Origin of the sequence: Acinetobacter sp. YQ_14 (assembly GCF_043102985.1) — a bacterium.
Lineage (GTDB): Bacteria > Pseudomonadota > Gammaproteobacteria > Pseudomonadales > Moraxellaceae > Acinetobacter > Acinetobacter venetianus.
Genome location: NZ_JBICJJ010000021.1, coordinates 86,469 through 107,560, shown reverse-complemented (window position 1 = coordinate 107,560; position 21,092 = coordinate 86,469). Strand labels below are relative to the sequence as shown.

Here is a 21,092-nt window from a genome sequence, read left to right as displayed (position 1 = left end):
TCCTTAGATGTATGGGCACATAGCACGAACTGATGCAACGTCACTTACGTGAACCATTACACAACCGCGCAATTGACGGATACGCTTAGCAGATTTTTTGGTCAAAATGTGGCGCTTGAATGCTTGTTTGCGCTTGAAACCGTTTGCAGTCGCTTTAAAGCGTTTAGCTGCACCACGGCGAGTTTTTAACTTAGCCATAGTAACCTCTTTTGAGCACCTGTTCGGCACGTTTGCACTATTACAAATCGACCTGCAGGTAAGGAAGGCAGTATCATATAGCATCTATGAATAAAACAAAAGTAAAATGCTCATTTTTTGACAACAAAGCATTTATTTTTGCCAAACGTTATTTCCCATAACTAATTCTCAAAATATGAGAAAACTATAGAAAATTACTCCCTATAATATGTGAAAAATATTGAATCCTCACAAATATGTCTATACAGAATGATGCATTCGCAGCATTACGTTATCGCGATTTTTCGATTGTTACCCTCAATCAATTTTGCCTCACACTGGCTATTTTGATTCAAGAAATTATCGTTGCATACTCTCTCTATCAGATTACGCGAGACCCGTTAACGCTCGGTTTTATTGGTCTGGCTGAAGCTATTCCTTTTATCGCACTTTCATTATGGGGCGGTTATTTCGCAGATAAGCTAAATAAACAAACAATTATGAAAATCTGTTTGTTCTTTGCGATTCCACTCCCCTTGATTCTCTGGAGTTTATTCCATTTACATGGCTTAGAGAAAATAGGCATAACCGCGCTATCTTGGGGAATTTACGCTGTTATTTTTGCACTCGGAACAATTCGAGGGTTCTACAATCCTTCAGCAACGTCTTTAAAACCATTTTTAATTCCCCGTGAACTCTATGCCAATGGTGCAACATGGACCACGATTGGTTGGCAGAGTGGTGTGATCATCGGCCCCATGCTCGGTGGTTTCATGTTGGCATTCATGGGAAGAGAAACAAGCTTATTTGCTGTTACTGCGTTACTCGCAACTTGCTTTGTCTTAATTACGAGATTACAAAAACGCAGTTTTCCAAAAATGGAAACTGAAAATGTCTTACAAAGTCTGACTGATGGATTCCATTTTATTTGGAAAACTAAAATTGTTTTATGGGCCATTTCTTTAGATCTGATTTCAGTTCTATTTGGTGGTGTGATTGCACTACTGCCTATTTTCGCCGAAGAAATTTTAAAAGTTGGCCCTGAGGGTTTGGGCTATCTCAGAGCTGCACCATCAATTGGTGCACTGATTACCATGATCGTGCTTACCAAATTTCCACCGATGCATCACGCATGGCGTAATATGCTTTTAGCCGTTGCTGGTTTTGGTATTTTTACGATCTTATTTGCATTCTCAAACAACATGTGGCTATCACTTTTTGCACTTGCTATGACTGGTGCGTGTGATAGTGTTTCTGTTGTTGTTCGTCAAACTGTTTTACAGATTTTCCCTCCTGAAAATATGCGAGGTCGTGTTGCTGCGGTCAATGGCATGTTTGTTTCATCAAGCAATGAACTCGGTGCTTTTGAGTCTGGTTTAGCTGCTAAATATATGGGAACCATTACTGCAACCATTTTTGGTGGTTGCATGACACTGGCAGTTGTAACCTATTGTTGGTTTAAAACCAGTGATCTGTTTAAAGTGGATATCACCAAAGGGTCTGATCATTAATCAAACAACAAAGGGACGGTTTAAAACCTTCCTTTTAATCTAAAAAACACCTAAATACAGCGCATATAAAGTTAAATATCGCCCACCTTTGGCAATCGTGACGATCAATAAGAATCGCCAAAAATTTTCTTTCATTAAGCCTGCGATTAAGGTAATCGGATCTCCTATTACTGGTGTCCAACTTAATAGCAATGAATAAAAACCATATTTATGATAAATCTGCTGTGCTTGTAATAATCGCTGTTCGGAAACAGGAAACCATTTTTTATCTTTAAAATGTTCTATTTTCAGACCTAGCCACCAGTTCACACACGAACCAAGCACATTACCTAAAGTAGCGACGATAAGCAGATAAATAGGATTTGCCAAACCTTTTACAAGCAGAGCCATCAAAACTGCTTCTGACTGTAATGGTAATAAAGTTGCAGCCCCAAAAGCCGATATAAATAACAACCAATAACTCATGAGGCTTACATAGACATAATAGAAAATTAGACTTGAATCGACAAAGCTTTTTGAATTGCAGGACGTGCTGTTAAACGCTCAATATAATCTTGGACGTAAGGATAATCCTCAAGCTGAATTCCCTGCCATTCATAACGCAGTGTCCAAGGTAAGATTGCCATATCTGCAATTGAATATTCACCAGCAACAAACTTCTGACCAATCAATTGTTTATTTAACACAGCATACAAGCGCTTAGTCTCATTCACATAGCGCTCTATTGCGTAAGGAATATGTTCTTTAGCAAACTTATTAAAGTGATGATTCTGCCCTAGCATTGGACCAAAGCCCCCCATCTGCCACATTAGCCACTGTTCAACTTCAACACGCTCTTGTTCATCAGTTGGATAAAATAAACCAGTTTTTCGACCTAAATATTGTAGGATCGCACCCGATTCAAAGACTGAGATCGGCTCTCCACGAGGGCCATTTTGATCCACAATCGCTGGAATTTTATTGTTTGGAGAGATTTTTAGAAAATCAGGTTGGAACTGATCATTTTCTAAAATATTGATGGGGAAAATTTTGTATTCGAGTCCCATTTCTTCTAAAGCAATTGTTATTTTATGCCCATTGGGAGTGCCCCAATAATATAAGTCAATCATTTATGTTGCCCTATTCATCTTTATTTTGACTGTTGTTGCGTTATAGCACACTTCACTAATCACGATCAGTAAACAAGCACGAAAAGAAACAATAAAAATGTTCTTAAAGAGCATGTTATGCAAATTACGCTTGGCTTTCCAAAAATGCTTTTGCTTTTTCTCCAACAAACTTACGTCCCAGATTATCACCTTGAATCCATTCATCAATAGAAAACAATTCAAACATCCCAACTTTGAATAGCGTTGGAATTGCGAGTATAAGTTCATCCTCAACTTCACCACGAACACCAGTGTTATACAAATTGATATTATGCAACATCGTTGCGACTGTACCCGTTTGCACACGACTACCATCTTTAAGTTTTACTTGAGGTAAAATCTCACCATCTTGAACAACTTTTTGATTAATTTCGGAGAGTTCAGTTGACCCTGTTATTGCCGTCATTTATTTCCCCTTTCTAAAATAGTGTAATTATCAACTAATATTATCATATTTAGATTTGCTTTATTTTCTTTACTCACAAGACTTGCGAACATAAAAAAGCACCGCAATAGCGGTGCTTTTTTATTAAGAAAAAATTATTTTTTCTTTTTCGGACCAAGTAACATGCCCATTTGACGACCTTCCATCTTTGGTGCTTGTTCAACAACACCAAACTCAGCAACGTCAGCTTCAATTTTCTGTAATTGAGCCAAACCAAGCTGCTGATGCGCCATTTCACGACCACGGAAACGCAAGGTAATTTTCACCTTATTTCCTTCTTCAAGGAAACGTAAAATTGCACGCAATTTTACTTGGTAATCACCTACATCCGTTGCAGGACGTAATTTGATTTCTTTCACTTGCACTTGATGCTGTTTTTTCTTCGCATCTTTTTGCTTTTGTTTCAAGTCAAATAAGTGCTTGTTGTAGTCCATGATTTTACAAACAGGCGGTTCTGCATTAGCAACAATCTCAACAAGGTCAAGATTTGCCTCTTCAGCAGCACGTAATGCTTCATTTAATGAAACGACACCTTTTTGTTCTCCATCTGCAGCAACGAGACGTACTTCTTTTGCACGGATCTCGTCATTAATTGCAGGACGGTTACTTTTAGCACCTTGTTGTTGGTTACGGTCAGGCTGTTTAATCTTTATTACTCCACAATGTACCGGCCGCGTTCGGCAACGGCAGATTTCACTAGGTCAATAAATGCATCTACTGACATAGTACCTAAATTTTTTCCTGAGCGAGTACGCACATTGACTGTACCTTCTTCAACTTCTCGGTCACCAAGAACTAGAAGGTATGGAATACGCTCTAGAGTACGCTCACGAATCTTAAATCCGATTTTTTCATTTCTCAAGTCAGAAATACCACGTAGACCATTTTCTTTGAGTTTTGCGACCACTTGCTCGCTTGCTTCAGCTTGTGAATCGGTAATGTTCATTACACAAGCTTGGATTGGTGCAAGCCAAGGTGGCATGAAGCCAGCATAGTGTTCAATTAGTATACCAATAAAACGCTCAAAACTGCCAAGAATTGCACGATGCAACATGACTGGTTGATCACGATCATTGTCTTCAGTGACATAAGAAGCATCTAAACGGATTGGCAAGTTGAAGTCACATTGGATCGTACCGCACTGCCATACACGGCCTAAGCAGTCTTTCAATGAGAATTCAATCTTCGGTCCATAGAATGCACCTTCACCTGGTTGTAAATCCCAAGCTAAGCCAGCATCGTCTAAAGCATCTGCCAAAGATTTTTCAGCTAAGTCCCAAAGTGCATCGTCACCTACACGTTTTTCTGGACGTGTAGAAAGTTTCATTTGCACTTCTTCAAAACCGAAATCTTTATAAACATCTAAAGTCAGTTTAATGAAGTCAGCAACTTCTTTACCAATTTGTTCTTTAGTACAGAAAATGTGTGCATCATCTTGTGTAAAGCCACGAACACGCATAATACCGTGTAAAGAACCTGATGGTTCGTTACGGTGACATGAACCAAACTCCGCTAAGCGAATTGGTAAATCACGGTATGATTTCAAACCTTGGTTGAAGACTTGCACGTGACATGGACAGTTCATTGGCTTCACTGCATAGTTACGACTTTCTGAATGTGTCGTAAACATATTCTCAGCATAGTTTGCCGCATGCCCTGATTTTTCCCACAGAGTAAAATCAACAATTTGTGGTGTCTTAATTTCTTGATAACCATTGTCTTGTTGAACTTTACGCATGTATTGTTCAAGCACTTGGTAAATCGTCCAACCATTCGCATGCCAGAACACCATACCCGGCGCTTCCTCTTGCATATGGAATAAGTCTAATGCTTTACCAATTTTACGATGGTCACGCTTTTCAGCTTCTTCGATACGTTTAATATAAGCAGCTAACTGCTTTTTGTCCGCCCAAGCCGTCCCATAAATACGCTGTAGCTGTTCATTCTTCGCATCACCACGCCAGTAAGCACCAGAGATTTTTGTGAGCTTAAATGATTTTAAGAATTTAGTGTTTGGTACGTGCGGACCACGGCACATATCCAAATAATCTTGATGGTAGTACAAGCCCATTTGAGTTTCATTTGGCATGTCTGCAATCAAGCGTAATTTGTATTCTTCTCCGCGCGCAGTAAATTCAGCAACCACTTCATCGCGAGGTGTCATCTTTTTAATGACGTCATAATCTTGATCGATGAGCTTTTTCATACGCTCTTCAATCGCTGCCATATCATCCAAAGTAAATGGACGAGGCATCCAGATGTCGTAATAGAAACCTTCTTCGATCACCGGACCGATCACCATTTTCGCTTCTGGGAACAATTGCTTAACTGCATGTCCTACCAAGTGCGCACAAGAGTGACGAATGATTTCTAAACCTTCTTCATCTTTAGGGGTAATAATCTGAACTGTTGCGTCTTCTGTGATCAAATCACAAGCATCCACCAAGCGATCATTGATACGACCTGCAACGGTATTTTTTGCAAGACCCGGACCAATGCTTTGAGCAAGTTCCATCACGGAAATCGGTTGATCAAACTGTTTTTGATCACCATTTGGTAAAGTAATGATTGGCATAATAAAATCCTTAAGGAGTGATGCCCCGCACAATGGAGCATATCACCGCGAGATTATGTATTGAGGAGAACCTCAAAAGATAAAAAACGGCGGATAAAAAAGTATCCAAGATTTTACACAGGTTTAGCTGAGGATGAAACCTCTGAATCAGAAAAACCCATATACAAGACTAAAGCCTAAATGATTTAGACTAAACGACACACTATGTTTATATAGATATAAAAGACAAGAACACAAATGGAGTTAACACATGGTTAGTGCATATGATGAGTTACCGCGGACACCCGCGAATTTTGTTGCCTTATCCCCATTACGTTATTTAGAACGTGCTGCTTATATTTACCCTAATCAAGCAGCGATCATTCATGGTCAACGACATCTTACATGGCAACAAACCTATCAGCGCTGCCGTCAATTTGCACATCAACTCTCTAATCTTGGCATAAAAAAGAACGATACGGTTTCCGTATTACTTCCGAATGTGCCTGCAATGATTGAAGCACACTTTGCTGTGCCGATGAGTGGTGCTGTTTTAAATACACTCAATACTCGCCTAGATGCGAAAACGATTGCCTTCATGCTGCAACATGCAGAAACCAAAGTCCTGCTAGTCGACCCTGAGTTCAGAGCAATCGCAGAAGAAGCACTGACACTTGTCACGCGACAAATTATTGTGATTGATGTATTTGATCAAGAATATGAAGGCGAACAGATTGCACTTGGACAATATGAGTATGAATCATGGTTAGCAGAAGGCAATCCAGAGTTTGATTGGTTATTACCTCAAGATGAATGGGATGCGATTAGTCTCAACTATACCTCTGGTACTACGGGCAACCCTAAAGGCGTGGTTTATCATCATCGTGGCGCTTATCTGAATGCAGCAAGTAATATTTTAGCCTGTGGCATGAAGCCTCGCGCAGTTTACCTTTGGACACTACCATTATTTCATTGCAATGGCTGGTGCTTTGCATGGTCAATTGCAGCCAGTGGTGGAACCAACATTTGTTTGCGCCGTGTAGATCCAGCACTCATTTTCAAATATATCGCTGAACATAAAGTCGATTATTTCTGTGGTGCACCGATTGTCTTATCCATGCTAATCAATGCTCCGCAAGAACAAAAAATTGCTTTTGAGCATCATGTAGAAGTCATGGTCGCTGGGGCTGCCCCACCCGTAGCAATCATTGAAGGTATGCGAAATATTGGCATTAACGTCAACCATGTTTATGGGCTAACTGAAACCTATGGCCCTTCTGCACTTTGCGCATCACAAGCTGGATGGAGTGATTTATCTATTCAAGAACAAGCGCAACTACATTCTCGTCAAGGTGTCCCTTATCCATTACAAGACAGTATGCGCGTTCTCGATCCTGAGACTATGCAGCCAGTTCCAAATGATGGTGAAACCATGGGTGAAATTATGTTCCGTGGCAACATCGTGATGAAAGGTTATTTAAAAAACCCTCAAGCAACAGAAGATGCTTTTAAAGGTGGTTGGTTCCACACTGGTGATTTAGCCGTTTGCCACCCTGATGGTTATGCCAAAATCACAGATCGCTCTAAAGATATTATTATCTCAGGTGGAGAAAACATTTCATCATTAGAAGTTGAAGATGTACTGTATCGCCATCCAGCAGTTCTTACAGCAGCCGTTGTTGCAAAACCTGATGAACGTTGGCAAGAAGTGCCGTGTGCATTTATTGAACTAAAACAAGGTGCTTCTGCATCATCTGAAGAAATCATTGCACACTGTCAAAAAGAGCTTGCACGATTTAAAGTCCCTAAAGATGTTGTGATTACAGAGATTCCGAAAACATCGACAGGAAAATTGCAAAAATTTATTTTAAGAGAATGGGCTAAACAAAGAGCGACAGGCGAGTTTGGTCATTGATAGACAAAAAAAGAAGTTTCCTCGGAAACTTCTTTTATTTAACCTTGATCAGAAAGTAATGCCACTTGCTGTACATAGTTCACAAATTTGAGCTTCGAAGCTGCAAGTTCTTCCTCACTCACTTCTTTTTTCATATCTCGATGAATACGCAATACATGCTGGCGTAAAGTATGGCGTTCAGAAGCATTAAACACTTTACTAAACTCATTAATTACAGGATCACCTTGTTCGATCATGCGATCAACCCAACGCATCAATTGCATTTGCTTTTTTGCGCCTTGTTGCGGCGTTAGATAAGATAAAATCGTGCTTTCATCTTCATTACGCAATAGCTTGCCAACACGTTGAAACTGACGACGACGTGCTTCAAATGAACTGATTCTCTGCACTTCTAATAGTGCATCAATTAAACGCTCATCGACAGGAAGCTTTTGAATTTGCTTTGGATTAAGTTGAGCCAATTGCTCACCCAAAGCTGCCATGCGCTGTACTGCTTTTTTTTGCTCAGTTCTGCTCGCACGTCCTTCTAACGATTCAAAATCTTCATCGGTATAACGTTGTGTGCCACGTGCCACTATTTACTCTGCCTCATAAAATTTTGCTGCGAACAGCGTTTGAATTTCTTCCAGTGCTTTATCTTCATCTACACCGTCAATGACTAAACGAAGCGTTGTGCCCTTACCAGCACCTAACATCAACAAAGACATAATATTTTTTGCATCAACTAATTTATCGCCCTTACCAATTTGAATAGAAGAACGAAATTTGCTTGTCACCTCGATGAGTTTACCAGACGCACGAGCATGTAAGCCGAGTTTGTTAATTACATCAATTGTTGTGTCTATCATGACCAGTGCTTCATTTCTCTATGTAAGATTTGGACAGACCATTTTGCCTCAAGGGCCTGTTTGAGTCTATCCACAATATAAACCGAACGATGCTGACCACCTGTGCAACCGACAGAAATAGTCATGTAATGCCGATGTCCTTCTGCAAAAGCAGGTAACCATTTTTCCAAGAAAGCATAAATATCCTCAAACATCTCATTGGTTTGTTGACTGCTTTCTAAAAACTGGCGTACAGGCTCATCTAAACCCGAAAAGCGGCGTAATTCTAAATCCCAATGTGGATTTGGTAAATGGCGTACGTCAAAAACATAGTCCGCATCTAACGGAATGCCATGCTTATAGCCGAATGATTGTAAAATGACAATCAAATTATCAGACTGCCCAAGTTTAGACAGCAAGATATGTTTTAAATCATGGACACTTTTATCTGTTGTATCAATATGCACTGTGGAGCGAAATTGTATCGGAATTAAAAGCTGTTTTTCTTCCTGTATACATTGCAACAAGCTATTGAAACGATTCGCTAACGGATGAGGTCTTCGTGATGCGCTAAAACGTGCAATCAAATCCTGATCCTGAGTAGTCAAATAGATAATATCGACTGAACCATGTTTTTTTAATTGCTCAAAAACCAGATCAAACTCTTGCATATCGGCACGGGTACTTCGAATATCGACCCCAAGTGCAAGTTGCTCAAGATTATTTTCATGATCCAGCTTTGCCACAATTTCAGGCAGCAACGCCAAAGGTAAGTTATCTATACAATAATAGCCCAAATCTTCAAGTACTTGTAACGCAGAGGATTTACCAGAGCCAGATTGTCCTGTCACGATAAGAATACGCTTCATGGCGTTTTGCCCTTTGTTTTTTATGTTTTAAAGTCAACTTCTAAATTATCAATTAAACGCGTTGAACCTAATTTAGCTGCAACAAATAAAACCACATTTCGATCAAATTGTTCTACAGGCTGCAAGTTAGGCTGACGCGCCTCCACATAATCCACAACAAAACCAGCTTGTGTCAATTGAGCAGAGATATTTGCTAACACTTCAGAAAGGGCTTTCCCCTCTTGCAAAGATTGCTCTGCTTGCTTTAACAAACGGTAAATCGTTGGTGCAATCTCTCGTTGTTCAGTAGACAAATATCCATTGCGTGAACTGAGAGCTAAACCATCTTCAGCGCGTACAATTGGGACACCAATGACTTCAAGCGGAATATTTAAATCTTGTACAAACTGACGAATAACAGCAAGTTGCTGATAATCCTTCTGTCCAAAGAAGGCATAGTCAGGCTGTACAATATTAAATAATTTCGTCACTACCACAGCAACACCATCAAAGTGGCCTGGACGAGATTTACCACATAAATCATCAGTGATTTGACCCACACTGATATTGGTCAAACGTGGCTGTGAACCGTACATTTGCTCAACTGAAGGTGCAAAGATAATATCGCAACCCACATCAGCCAATAAACGGCTATCTTGTTCTAACGTTCGAGGATAACTATCAAAGTCTTCACCAGCACCAAACTGAATTGGATTCACAAAAATACTCACCACGACGATGTCGCAGATCTTTTTCGCTGCACGCACTAAGGTTAAATGACCTTCATGCAAATTACCCATCGTTGGCACAAAACCGATCATTTTTTTGGTATTACGTGCAGGTGCAAGCGAAGCAGTTAAGCCTTGTATCGTTGTTTCTGTTTTCATGAATTAAAGCTCAACTTGGAAAGTATGTTCTTTTGCTGGGAAAGACTGATCTTGCACCGCAACGTGATACGCTTTAATTGCATCTACAATTGCCGTTTCACCCGCTTGTTCTTTCATGAAATTACGAACAAAACGTGCAACTTTACCAAAGGTAAGACCTAACATGTCTTGGACAACGAGAACTTGGCCATCTGTTTCATGACCCGCACCAATTCCAATCACAGGTGTATTCGGGAATAACTCTGCAATTTCTTTACCTAATTGTGCTGGAACACATTCAAGCAAAAGTACTGCTGCACCCGCATCGACAACCGCTTGGCAATCAGCAATCAATTGATTTGCTGCTTCGCGAGTTCTCGCTTGAAGTTTATAACCGCCAAAAACATGTACAGATTGTGGTGTTAAACCTAAATGCACACATACAGGAATACCATTGCGAGTAAGGACTTGAATAAGATCACTTAACCAAGCACCACCTTCAATTTTTACCATTTGTGCGCCGACTTGCATGACGGCTTTAGCACTTTTTAAGCCATCTTCAACAGTTGCATAACTCATGAAAGGTAAATCGGTCATGATTAATGCATGTGCATTACCACGGCGAACCGCCGCAGTATGGTAAGCCATATCTTCTACCGTTACAGGAAGCGTCGAATCTCTTCCTTGGATCGCCATTCCTAGAGAGTCACCGATTAAAATCGTATCAATTTCAGCCAATTCCATAGCTTTAGCCATACTTGCATCGTAACAAGTGAGGCATGAGAACTTGCGTCCTTCGGCTTTAAACTTTCTTAAGTCACTTAGACTAATCATGATGATGTCCTCTACAGGCGTTTCCAGAACGAAACAGTCTTAAGCGGTTGCCCAAGACTGGTCTGCTATTACAGTCAAGTTTGCTTGCTGTACCAGTTCTAAATCTTTTAAAGAATGACCATTTAACTGTAAATGAGCATCTAAATCTAATAAGGGAATAATGACAAAGTCACGATCTAAAATACCAATATGCGGCACGGTAAGACGTTCATTTTGGATCTGCTCTTGACCATAGATCAATAAATCAAGATCTAAGGTTCTTTCGCCCCAACGTCGTAAACGAACACGACCAGCGTCTTGCTCAAACTGCTGTAACTGATCTAACAATGGTAAAGGCTCAAGCATCGTATCTAATCGCACAACTGCATTTAAGTAATGTGGTTGATCTTGTGGCCCCATTGGTGGACTTTGATACAGTCTAGACACCTGAACAGAACCCAATGTTGCCAATTTCTCAACTGCTTCTCGGAGAATTTGCTCAGAATCACCCAAGTTACTACCAAGACCGATATAACTACGAACCGTCATTGTGTTGGCCCAAAAATAACTTGGCTCAAATCACGTTGTACACGTTTACGCTTCAATATTGGATGATCAGCATTTATTTGCCCTGAATCTGCTGTTGCTTTTTCAATAAAACGGTTTGCTGATTCATCTACACGCACACGTTCTTTTTTCGCGCGACGACTTCTTGGCTCAGGTACATTGACCAAAGGTTCGATTTCAGTCGTTTTAGGTTCATCAGCTTCGACAACTTTGCGACGATTCTTACTACGCTGACGATTATATTGACGAATTGCAGCTTCTTTTTGATCCATGGTCATTTCTTGGTAGTTTTCCCACCAAATGCCCATTCCTTCAGTGCTGTTATCGCCAGATTTCTCACGCAATAGAAGAAAGTCAAATCCTGCACGGAAACGCGCATGCCCAGCGAGTGCTTCAATTTGCTGAGGTTTTGGATTGAGTAAGCGAGTTTGCATTTCCCAAACTTCACGAATAAAAGTTTCAGCGAACCGTGGAATGATGGTCCGCGTTGCTTGACGCTTTAATACATCCAGTCCAGCTTGCGCACGCGCTTCAGCGGGCACAACACCTTTGTTGAGATAAAAATCACAACGCTCTAAGAAAGGCTTCCACAATAACACTGCATAAAAGAATGCAGGGTTAATGGTTTTACCGACTTGAATACGTTGATCTGTATTTCTTGCAGCTCGATCGATAAATGCTGTGATCTCAGGACGAATTTCTGCAAATAATTGCTTCCAAACACCAAACTCAATCAACATTGGTAGCACACGACTGAGATGCCCCATCGTGAATAGCTTTTGAGATTCATCATATAAACGATGAGGAGAGACATCACGCAATAACTGCGTCATTTCAATATCAAAAACATCGAGAATAGATGGATCAATATCGAAGTTGAGTTTCGCAGCAAAACGTAAAGCACGTAACATTCGCACAGGATCTTCTTCAAAACGCTGTGCTGGCTCGCCTAGAAAACGTAATGTGCGTGTTTTAATATCATCAACCGCATGACAGAAATCAAGCACCACACCTTTACGAGGTTGGTAATACAAAGTATTGATTGAAAAATCTCGACGAGCAAAATCCTGCTCTATCGTTCCCCAGTTATTATCACGCAGAATCATACCAGATGCGCTAGTGACTGCTTTTTTAGGGGGGGCACGGAAAGTTGCAACTTCAATTAACTCTCGACCAGAGTAAACATGAGCTAACTCGAAACGTCGTCCGATGATACGGCAACGTCGACCAAAAACCTCTTTGACTTGAGCTGGAGTTGCATTAGTTACAGCATCAAAGTCCTTAGGATTTAAACCTAACATCATATCGCGAACACCACCGCCCACAATATATGCCTCATAGCCAGCTTTAGTCAGGCTATCAATTACATCTAGAATAGAGGATGGAAGTTGAGTTGTGGACAAACCACATTTTGACGCGCGCAAAGTTTGCAAAAGACACTGTCTCCTACGTCAGGACGTAAATAACAATTTGTCGCTAATCATAGCTCTAACGCTCACAAAGGGCAATTTATTCTGTTGAAGTTTCAACAGATCAGCAGCCATGATTAGCAACAGCATTTCATTTTTTCTCTTATAAAATGAGTCGAGCTTTATTCTTTTCAAGCAATTTCGGCCCAATTCCTTTGACATTTACCAGTTCATCAATCGTTTTAAAACCACCATTCTTTTGGCGATATTCCATAATAGCTTGTGCCTTTTTTGCCCCAACACCACTTAGACTTTGCAATTGTGCTAAGTTCGCTTGATTTAAACTAATTTTATCGCCTGAAATATTTACAGAAGATGAAAGTTGTTTATTTGTTTGCTGTTGGCTTGGTCTAGATAAATAATAATTATTGTTGGGTTGTTTTGCCAATTGCTGATCTCGTGCTTGCTGCTGCGCTTTCCACTTTTCATAGGATTGATCAAACTGTTGTGCATACACTTGAGAAAAACATCCCAACCATAAAACAATGATGAATAAAAAATTAGGTTTGCTGCGTAGCTGCGGCAAATTCATTCGATGTCCCCTGATGTTTTAATTGTACTTTTGCTTGCTCCCAAAGTTCATCCATCTCTGCCAAACTCATTTCTTGCAAGTCTTTATGTTGTCGTTGTGCTTGTTGTTCTATAAAAGCGAAACGGCTTCTAAATTTATGAATCGTTGCTAACAATGCGGTCTCACTCGACAGGCCAAGTTTACGTCCAACATTAATCAAAGAAAATAGGCAATCACCAAATTCTTCTTCGATTTCATCGGCTTTTTGTGCTTTTATCGCGTGCTGCAACTCACCTAACTCTTCATCTAACTTTCCATAAGCATCTTCTACTGTTTCAAAATCAAAACCCAGTTGCGCAGCTTTCTTTTGTATTTCCTGAGCTTGTACTAAGGCTGGCGCATGTTTGACTTCATCTAATCGAGATTGTGCTTTACCTTGTTTTTCTTGTTGCTTGATTTGCTTCCATAATTCACTGACTTGTTCGGGATTTAAATTTTGATATTGTTCTGCTTGGAAAACGTGAGGATGGCGGCGAATCAACTTTTCACTAATCGCCTCAACGACATCTTGAAAATTAAAAGCGCCCTGCTCACTATACATCTGAGATTGGAATACAACCTGTAAAAGTAAATCGCCCAATTCATTACGGATTTCATCGAGATCACCGACTCGAATCGCAGCTTCCACCTCATAAGCTTCCTCTATCGCATAACGCGTCAAACTACTTGGTGTTTGTTGTTGATCCCATGGACATTTTTGTCTTAACTCTTGCATGATATTTAATAATTTTTCCATGATCGACTCCAAACTAAAGCAAATTGTTGCAGCTTAAAGCCGCATATGCGTAATATACACGCACTCAAGAAGTATCAATATAAAGTAAGGGAAAGTAATGCAACATAGTGTTTTTATTAGTGGGGCTGCACAAGGAATTGGTGCTGAAATCGCGCGTTTATTTCACAAAAATGGCTATAAAGTAGGGATCTATGACATTAATGAGGAACAAGCCCAAGCCTTAGCAACAGAACTCGGTACAGATGCAAAAGCAGGTTATCTTGATGTCAGTAATTATCGCCAATGGCAGATCGCACTTCAGGAGTTTAAAAACTGGGCTGGTGAACTCAATATTTTAGTGAATAATGCAGGAATTTTATATTCAGGGCCATTTGAAAATACGACGATCCAATCTCATCACCGCACAGTAGATATTAATATCAAAGGTGTTTTAAATGGTTGTCATACAGCTTTAGCTCATCTGAAAGAAGCTAGTTTTGCACGAGTAATCAACCTCTCCTCAGCTTCTGCTATTTATGGTCAAGCAGATTTGGCCTCTTATTCCGCAAGCAAGTTTGCAGTGCGTGGTTTAACCGAAGCCCTTGATGTGGAATGGCAAAAACATCATATTCGTGTACTCGATGTTATGCCTTTATTTGTACAAACCAATATGGTGAAAAATATGGATGCAGGGAGCATTCAAAATATTGGTGTGGATTTAACCCCTGCCGATGTGGCGAAGCAGGTGCTGCATTTGGCACAACAAAAAGATCATGCCCTGATTCCTACACATACCCCTGTAGGTATCAAAACTAAGCTGATGTATCAATTGTCGAGTATTAGCCCACAGTTCTTAAATCGACTCACCAATATTTTCTTATCGAAACGTTCATAATAAAAAAAGCTGCATTTACATGCAGCTTTTTTGTTAACTTCCCTGAACCAAGCGTCTTGCGCTAATAATTCCGGGTTGCTGTTCTAAACGAGCAAGCAAGCGAGATAATTGAGCCAAGCCTTTCACTTCGATCAACAATTTCATATTGGCAATCCCATCTGCTTCAGAAATGGTATTGACCTGACGGATATTAATTTGATCGGAGAAGATCACTTGCGTTAAGTCTTTGAGTAAACCGCGGCGATCATATGCTTCCACCACGATTTGTACACTCTGACCACGCGTTGGCTGCATTTCCCAATCCGCTTCAACAGCTCGCTCAGGTTCTTGTGTCGTCATGCGAATATAATCAGGACAAGCAACTTTATGAATGCTTACACCACGATTCAACGTAATATAACCACCAATCGACTCACCATGTACTGGTTGACAGCACTGAGCAATATGTAGTTCAACGTTATCCAAACCATCAATTAAAATGCCATGCGCAGATAACGTATGACTAGCACGAGGATTTAACGCAGGTTTTAAAACAAGTTCTGGCTCATCTTGATCCAAATGCATCTGACGATTAACTTGATTAATCAACGCATGCAGACTGATATCACCACTGACCAACGCAACTAAAATATCATCGCCAGATTTAAAATTAAAATGTGAGCAATAATCTTTTAGATCAATACTTTTTGGGTGAATCGCTAAACGAGCAAGTTCTTTGTTTAACAGCTCACGCCCAACTTCTATATTCTTACTGCGATCTTGTTGTCTGAACCAATGACGTAGCTTGTCACGTGCACGGGCTGTTTTGATATAACCTAAAGAATTTACCAACCAATCACGATTTGGCTCACGATCTTTCTTGGTTAAAATCTCAACCTGCTCACCTGTTTTAAGCGTATAGGTTAATGGTACATAACGTTGGTTGACACGCGCAGCGTAACACTTATTACCCACTTCTGTATGCACATGATAGGCAAAATCAAGAACTGTCGAACCGCGTGGTAATTCTTTGATGTCACCATCACGGCTGAACACATAAATCTTTTCAAAATTTTCAAAATCTTGAATCTGATCTATACCATTTGACTCTTCATCTTCAGCATGTGGCGTTGTCTCTGTGCGTTCTTGATAGTGTTCAAGAACTGCACGTAAAGAATGCAAACGATGGTTAAATGAATGGTCTGTATTTTTCTCACCTTCTTTATAATTGAAGTGAGAGCAAACGCCAAGCTCAGCCTCATCGTGCATCTCAAAAGTACGGATTTGTACTTCCAAAGATTTATTTTCAGCAATTACAGCCGTATGCAATGAGCGATAGCCATTGGCTTTTGGATTGGTGACATAATCATCAAACTGGTTCGGAATATGACGCCAGATTTGGTGCACGATGCCCAAAGCATGATAACAATCAGGTACATTTTTCACGAGCACGCGAACCGCACGAATATCATAGAGCTGATCAAAGCTCAGATTCTTGCTTTTCATTTTTCGATAAATCGAATAAATGTGCTTCACTCGTCCTGTTATTTCAGATTGGATGTCATTTTCACTTAATTCATTTTTAAGCTTATCAATCACAAACTGGATATATTGCTCACGCTCTAAACGTTTTTCATTAAGTAACGATGCAATTTCTTTATAACGTTCAGGCGCTAAATAACGGAATGCAAGATCTTCAAGCTCCCACTTAAGTTGTGCAATGCCTAATCGATGCGCCAGTGGCGAGTAGATGGTCAGAATTTCACGTGCAACGCGCTCTTGACGTTCTTTACTTGCTGTTGCAAGTTCACGCAGTGCATAGGTTCGTTCTGCCAATTTGATTAAAACAACGCGTACATCTTCTGTGACCGAAATCAGCATTTTATAAATGCCGCTTAAATGCTCTCGTTGATTATTATTGAAATGATCTTCTAATCGTTTGTTCTTTTCAATTAACTCAGACAGTTTACCCATCGCAAGCGTACCTTTTACAAGGCTTAAAACTTGCTCGCCAAAATGCGCTTGAATATCCTCTAAAGTAATGAACCCTTCACGTACACTACGATATAACACTGCCGCTGACAATGTATCTTCATCGACATGTAAATGCGCCAAAATATCTGCCATGCCAATCCCTGTACTAAAGGTATTGGTACGATGATTAACCGTGGATTCCAACTCTCTTTCCAAGGTAAGCTGCGCAACTTTTTCAAGCTGCTTTAGCTCCGCCCCTTCCAAGATATCACGCACTCGATCTAGCCAAGACACTAGACCACTTTGCGCTTCAGCGGCATGTTCTACAGTCGTTTCCTCGGACAACTCATGGAGCGGTCCAGGTAACTGCTCACGTACTGTGACCATACCATTCTCCTCTGGATATGTAACTCATTTTCTAATCGTTTATCTCTTCGATCTTTTCAAGCTGCTCATTTTTTTCAAATAAGGCAATAGATTCAACATGTTCAGTATGCGTAAACATGTCCATCACTGCGGCTTTTTTGAGCTGATAGCCATATTGTGCCAGTACACCTGCATCCCTTGCCAGTGTAGATGGGTTACATGAAACATAAACGATTCTTTTCGCTCCAAAATTCGGTACATATTGCATAACCTCAAAAGCACCTGATCGTGGAGGATCAATTAATAATGCATCAAATCCTTGCTTCGCCCAAGAATGATGCGAAAAGTCTTTTGTTAAATCTTGTGAAAAGAACACGGCTTGAGTGCACTGGTTTGCTTTCGCATTCTCAGTTGCTCTATGTACCATCTCATCACTCGCCTCAACACCAACGACTTGACCAGTCTCACCAACACAACGTGCTAAAGGTAAAGAAAAATTACCTAATCCACAAAATAGATCAAGAACCCTTTCACCTTCTTGTAAATTAAGCAATTCACATGCCAAATGAACCATTCTTGCATTTACTTCACTATTTACCTGAGTAAAATCGAGTGGAGAGAACGCAAATTTGACTGCAAAATCGTCCAAACTGTAGTGCAAACGCATCTCAGCCTGAGAATCATCAACGCGATGTAAACTCTCTATACCTTTCGGTTGAAAGTATAACTGCCACCCTCTGAGTAACGAAAATTGACGCAATTGGTTGACATCCGACACATTTAATTCATCTAAGTGACGAATTAATAACGCAACCTCATTGTCGCCCATGGCTAATTCTATATGACCAATATGCGCTTTGCCTGTTAGACTTTCGAGTAATTTTCGCAACTCTGGCAACGCATCAGACAAAGTTTGATCAAGTACTTTGCATTGCTGAATCGCAGTTAAATGATTACTGTGATGTTCACGAAAACCCATCACCAATCGATTCTGCTTCGCAATATAACGAACACCAATTCTTGCACGACGACGATAGTCTGTTTTAGTTGCGCGAATTGGCTCTAACCATTGTTCAGGTTGCAAACCTGCAAAGTGCTGCAAATGCGACTGCAAAACATTTTGCTTTAAACGAATCTGCTCAATTGGATCTATATGTTGCAAACTACAACCACCACAAGTCCCAAAATGCTGACAAATGGGGTCAATCCGCGAGGCTGCTGGTTCACTTTCTAATTTCACCATCTCAGCTTCTTCAAGTCGACTGGTCTGATGTGTTACTTTCGCCTGAACCGTTTCACCAACTAAAGCGTAGCGAATGAAAACTTTCTTACCATGCTTTTCTTTAGGATGATCAGGATGAGTACCATAATGCGCAATCCCTCGCCCCTCGTGCGAAAATGCTTCGATCTGAAAGGTATAAATAGGATTTTGGACTGGTCGATGTTTCGCTTTATGTTTCAAAAGATGAACCTAAATTTGGGGCGCAAAAGTTTGAGCGGTGAATACAGTATATTGCGATGTTTGTTGCCATACCTGTAAAAAATCAGATTGTTGCGTTTGAGTTTGTAAATAATCAATCGTTGCTTGCATAAGCTGTTGATGATCTTGTTGATTCAGTTGACCTTTCAGTAATAACCAACGTAAGTAAACCAACCATGTATTAAGTACATCACCCTCACAATAGCTCGTTAATTTTAACCATTGTTCAGTTCGTACATATTCAGGCACATGATAACCCGATTCGCCACGCTTCCCTGGAAAGCCCAGAAGACAAGCAATATCATCTAATTTTTGGAAATTACGACCATTAAACATTGCCATCACATCCATCAAGTCAACATGACGATGATGATAACGATTTTGATAGTTATTGAAGCGCTTCTGGTTATCAATTTCACCTTGGTCAAAAAGATTCGGTGCTGACAGACCGTGATACATTGCTCTGAATAGAATCACAGGCAAATCAAATTGCGAACCATTCCAACTCACGAGCGTTGGCTGCTTCTTATCAAAAATAGACAAGAACTTTGCCAGCATTTCAGCTTCAGAATTTTGCTCTTGGCTAAAAGAGAATAATCTAAACCCTTTTTCATCGATCCATAAACCTGAGATACAAACGATCTCATGTAATGGAAGACGCTGAAAATCCATCCCAGATTCTTGACGACGAATTTTAGTCAGCGCTTGCTCAACATCAGCTTCAGGTAGATCAAGATGATATAAATGAGCGCCAGCTTTTAAATCAGTTAGCGTTTCAATATCAAAAACTAAAATTGGAAACCGTAAGCTCATATTAAAATCTCATTAAATCACTTCTTAGTAGCATTGCTACCCAAGCTCCCTCTTTTTCTCTTTATTAACGAGATGAGTAGCGGTATAGCTCCGCAAGGGAGATTCTAATCTTGTACGGAGAATAATCCCGTTGATAGATAACGATCACCACGATCACAAATGATACAAACAATGACCGCATCAGGATTTTCTTCCGCAATACGCAATGAAGCCCAAACCGCACCACCTGAAGAAGTACCTGCGCTAATGCCTTCTTTACGCGCCAGTTGACGCATAGCACGTTCAGCTTCAATTTGCGGAATATCAATAATACGATCGACACGACTGCGATCAAAAATCGTTGGTAAATATTCTTCAGGCCAACGGCGAATACCAGCAATACTTGAACCATCTGAAGGTTGCAAACCAACAATCTGAATCTCTGGATTTTGTTCTTTTAAGTATTTGGAAACACCCATGATTGTACCCGTAGTTCCCATTGAACTCACAAAATGGGTAATCTTTCCGCCTGTTTGTTTCCAAATTTCAGGACCTGTAGTCAGATAATGAGCTTCTACATTGTCTGGATTACCAAACTGATTGAGCACATACCCTTTGCCTTCTGCTTGCATTTGCATGGCAAGGTCACGTGCACCTTCCATACCTTGTTGCTGCGTCACTTCTATTAATTCTGCGCCATAAGCCAACATTGCGTCTTTACGCTCTTGACTCATATTATTTGGCATAATCAATTTCATTTTATAGCCACGCATCGCTGCGACCATAGCGAGTGCAATCCCTGTATTACCACTGGTTGCTTCAATCAAGGTATCGCCAGGCTGAATTTGACCACGCTTTTCGGCTTGAATAATCATGTTATACGCTGGACGATCTTTCACGGAACCAGCAGGGTTATTGCCTTCTAATTTTGCTAATACCGTTGCGCTTGTATGACTTGCTAAACGCTGTAAACGCACCAGTGGGCTTTTACCAACATAATAGTCGAGTAAAAATTCGTCTGCTAGAAAATCAGTTTGCGTATTCGTCATGATCGACACCGATATTAAGGTGGCGTCTATTGTATGAAAAAAACCGAAATACTGCACCTTTTCAATATGCTTTTTATTGGCTGCTAAATACCTCGCTGTTATTAAAGCGTGCTAAGATGTTTTGCAGAATG

Annotated in this window: 22 protein-coding genes; 3 read left to right on the top strand and 19 right to left on the bottom strand. The window is 40.4% G+C overall.

Annotated elements, in window-relative coordinates; translation table 11 throughout:
- Window positions 1-3 precede the first annotated feature (3 nt).
- Window positions 4-198: a 50S ribosomal protein L35 gene (rpmI, locus tag ACF8D3_RS10770; protein ID WP_004637967.1), complete on the bottom strand. Its 195-nt coding sequence runs from the start codon at window positions 196-198 to the stop codon at window positions 4-6.
- A gap of 236 nt (window positions 199-434) precedes the next feature.
- Between rpmI and ACF8D3_RS10765 the strand changes: the two genes are divergently transcribed.
- Window positions 435-1,688: an MFS transporter gene (locus ACF8D3_RS10765; protein ID WP_192413210.1), complete on the top strand. Its 1,254-nt coding sequence runs from the start codon at window positions 435-437 to the stop codon at window positions 1,686-1,688.
- Window positions 1,689-1,727: 39 nt separating this feature from the next.
- Here ACF8D3_RS10765 and ACF8D3_RS10760 read toward each other — a convergent pair whose 3' ends face one another.
- The 5 genes from ACF8D3_RS10760 to thrS all read right to left on the bottom strand — a co-directional run bounded on the left by ACF8D3_RS10760 (window position 1,728) and on the right by thrS (window position 5,856).
- On the bottom strand, window positions 1,728-2,153 hold the full coding sequence (locus ACF8D3_RS10760) for a YqaA family protein (protein ID WP_392471476.1): 426 nt from the start codon (window positions 2,151-2,153) through the stop codon (window positions 1,728-1,730).
- Window positions 2,154-2,179: 26 nt separating this feature from the next.
- A complete protein-coding gene (locus ACF8D3_RS10755) occupies window positions 2,180-2,797 on the bottom strand; it encodes a glutathione S-transferase N-terminal domain-containing protein (protein ID WP_392471475.1) in 618 nt (205 codons plus the stop codon).
- Window positions 2,798-2,921: 124 nt separating this feature from the next.
- A complete protein-coding gene (locus ACF8D3_RS10750; protein WP_130134206.1) occupies window positions 2,922-3,242 on the bottom strand; it encodes a hypothetical protein in 321 nt (106 codons plus the stop codon).
- 134 nt (window positions 3,243-3,376) lie between these two features.
- On the bottom strand, window positions 3,377-3,928 hold the full coding sequence (infC, locus tag ACF8D3_RS10745) for a translation initiation factor IF-3 (RefSeq protein WP_079281829.1): 552 nt from the start codon (window positions 3,926-3,928) through the stop codon (window positions 3,377-3,379).
- Window positions 3,929-3,933: 5 nt separating this feature from the next.
- A complete protein-coding gene (gene thrS / locus ACF8D3_RS10740) occupies window positions 3,934-5,856 on the bottom strand; it encodes a threonine--tRNA ligase (protein ID WP_392471474.1) in 1,923 nt (640 codons plus the stop codon).
- Between the two features lie 250 nt (window positions 5,857-6,106).
- Between thrS and ACF8D3_RS10735 the strand changes: the two genes are divergently transcribed.
- On the top strand, window positions 6,107-7,750 hold the full coding sequence (locus ACF8D3_RS10735) for an acyl-CoA synthetase (protein ID WP_192413215.1): 1,644 nt from the start codon (window positions 6,107-6,109) through the stop codon (window positions 7,748-7,750).
- Window positions 7,751-7,788: 38 nt separating this feature from the next.
- Here the strand turns inward: ACF8D3_RS10735 and yjgA are convergent, their stop codons facing one another.
- From yjgA to mazG, 9 genes are all read right to left on the bottom strand, one after another.
- Entirely contained in the window at window positions 7,789-8,325 is a 537-nt protein-coding gene (yjgA, locus tag ACF8D3_RS10730) for a ribosome biogenesis factor YjgA (protein ID WP_004881780.1), read from the bottom strand.
- A gap of 3 nt (window positions 8,326-8,328) precedes the next feature.
- Entirely contained in the window at window positions 8,329-8,598 is a 270-nt protein-coding gene (locus tag ACF8D3_RS10725; protein ID WP_392471473.1) for an HPr family phosphocarrier protein, read from the bottom strand.
- The gene (rapZ, locus tag ACF8D3_RS10720; RefSeq protein WP_061396909.1) at window positions 8,595-9,446 is read right to left on the bottom strand and encodes an RNase adapter RapZ; all 852 of its coding nucleotides are present in this window, start codon (window positions 9,444-9,446) and stop codon (window positions 8,595-8,597) included. Before rapZ ends, ACF8D3_RS10725 begins: the two co-directional genes overlap by 4 nt.
- A 20-nt stretch (window positions 9,447-9,466) precedes the next feature.
- On the bottom strand, window positions 9,467-10,312 hold the full coding sequence (gene panC, locus ACF8D3_RS10715) for a pantoate--beta-alanine ligase (protein ID WP_392471472.1): 846 nt from the start codon (window positions 10,310-10,312) through the stop codon (window positions 9,467-9,469).
- Between the two features lie 3 nt (window positions 10,313-10,315).
- Window positions 10,316-11,125, bottom strand: a complete 810-nt coding sequence (gene panB, locus ACF8D3_RS10710; RefSeq protein ID WP_031234833.1) for a 3-methyl-2-oxobutanoate hydroxymethyltransferase — start codon at window positions 11,123-11,125, stop codon at window positions 10,316-10,318.
- Between the two features lie 39 nt (window positions 11,126-11,164).
- Entirely contained in the window at window positions 11,165-11,653 is a 489-nt protein-coding gene (folK, locus tag ACF8D3_RS10705; protein WP_023013681.1) for a 2-amino-4-hydroxy-6-hydroxymethyldihydropteridine diphosphokinase, read from the bottom strand.
- A complete protein-coding gene (pcnB, locus tag ACF8D3_RS10700) occupies window positions 11,650-13,104 on the bottom strand; it encodes a polynucleotide adenylyltransferase PcnB (protein ID WP_019385181.1) in 1,455 nt (484 codons plus the stop codon). The genes folK and pcnB overlap by 4 nt, the downstream gene beginning before the upstream one ends.
- 139 nt (window positions 13,105-13,243) lie before the next feature.
- Complete coding sequence (locus tag ACF8D3_RS10695; protein WP_004881764.1) at window positions 13,244-13,672, bottom strand: ComEA family DNA-binding protein; 429 nt, start codon at window positions 13,670-13,672, stop codon at window positions 13,244-13,246.
- Complete coding sequence (mazG, locus tag ACF8D3_RS10690; protein ID WP_392471470.1) at window positions 13,641-14,447, bottom strand: nucleoside triphosphate pyrophosphohydrolase; 807 nt, start codon at window positions 14,445-14,447, stop codon at window positions 13,641-13,643. Before mazG ends, ACF8D3_RS10695 begins: the two co-directional genes overlap by 32 nt.
- 97 nt (window positions 14,448-14,544) lie before the next feature.
- On the opposite strand from mazG, the gene ACF8D3_RS10685 reads away from it, so the two are divergent.
- Entirely contained in the window at window positions 14,545-15,321 is a 777-nt protein-coding gene (locus ACF8D3_RS10685) for an SDR family oxidoreductase (protein ID WP_392471469.1), read from the top strand.
- A 33-nt stretch (window positions 15,322-15,354) separates the two neighbouring features.
- On the opposite strand, the gene ACF8D3_RS10680 is transcribed toward ACF8D3_RS10685, so the two are convergent.
- The 4 genes from ACF8D3_RS10680 to cysM all read right to left on the bottom strand — a co-directional run bounded on the left by ACF8D3_RS10680 (window position 15,355) and on the right by cysM (window position 20,961).
- The gene (locus tag ACF8D3_RS10680; protein WP_004881758.1) at window positions 15,355-17,661 is read right to left on the bottom strand and encodes a bifunctional (p)ppGpp synthetase/guanosine-3',5'-bis(diphosphate) 3'-pyrophosphohydrolase; all 2,307 of its coding nucleotides are present in this window, start codon (window positions 17,659-17,661) and stop codon (window positions 15,355-15,357) included.
- Between the two features lie 31 nt (window positions 17,662-17,692).
- Entirely contained in the window at window positions 17,693-19,102 is a 1,410-nt protein-coding gene (gene rlmD, locus ACF8D3_RS10675) for a 23S rRNA (uracil(1939)-C(5))-methyltransferase RlmD (RefSeq protein ID WP_061392073.1), read from the bottom strand.
- A gap of 9 nt (window positions 19,103-19,111) precedes the next feature.
- Complete coding sequence (locus ACF8D3_RS10670) at window positions 19,112-19,933, bottom strand: 3'-5' exonuclease (RefSeq protein WP_392471468.1); 822 nt, start codon at window positions 19,931-19,933, stop codon at window positions 19,112-19,114.
- A 104-nt stretch (window positions 19,934-20,037) separates the two neighbouring features.
- Window positions 20,038-20,961, bottom strand: a complete 924-nt coding sequence (gene cysM / locus ACF8D3_RS10665; RefSeq protein WP_392471466.1) for a cysteine synthase CysM — start codon at window positions 20,959-20,961, stop codon at window positions 20,038-20,040.
- Between the last annotated feature and the right edge of the window lie 131 nt (window positions 20,962-21,092).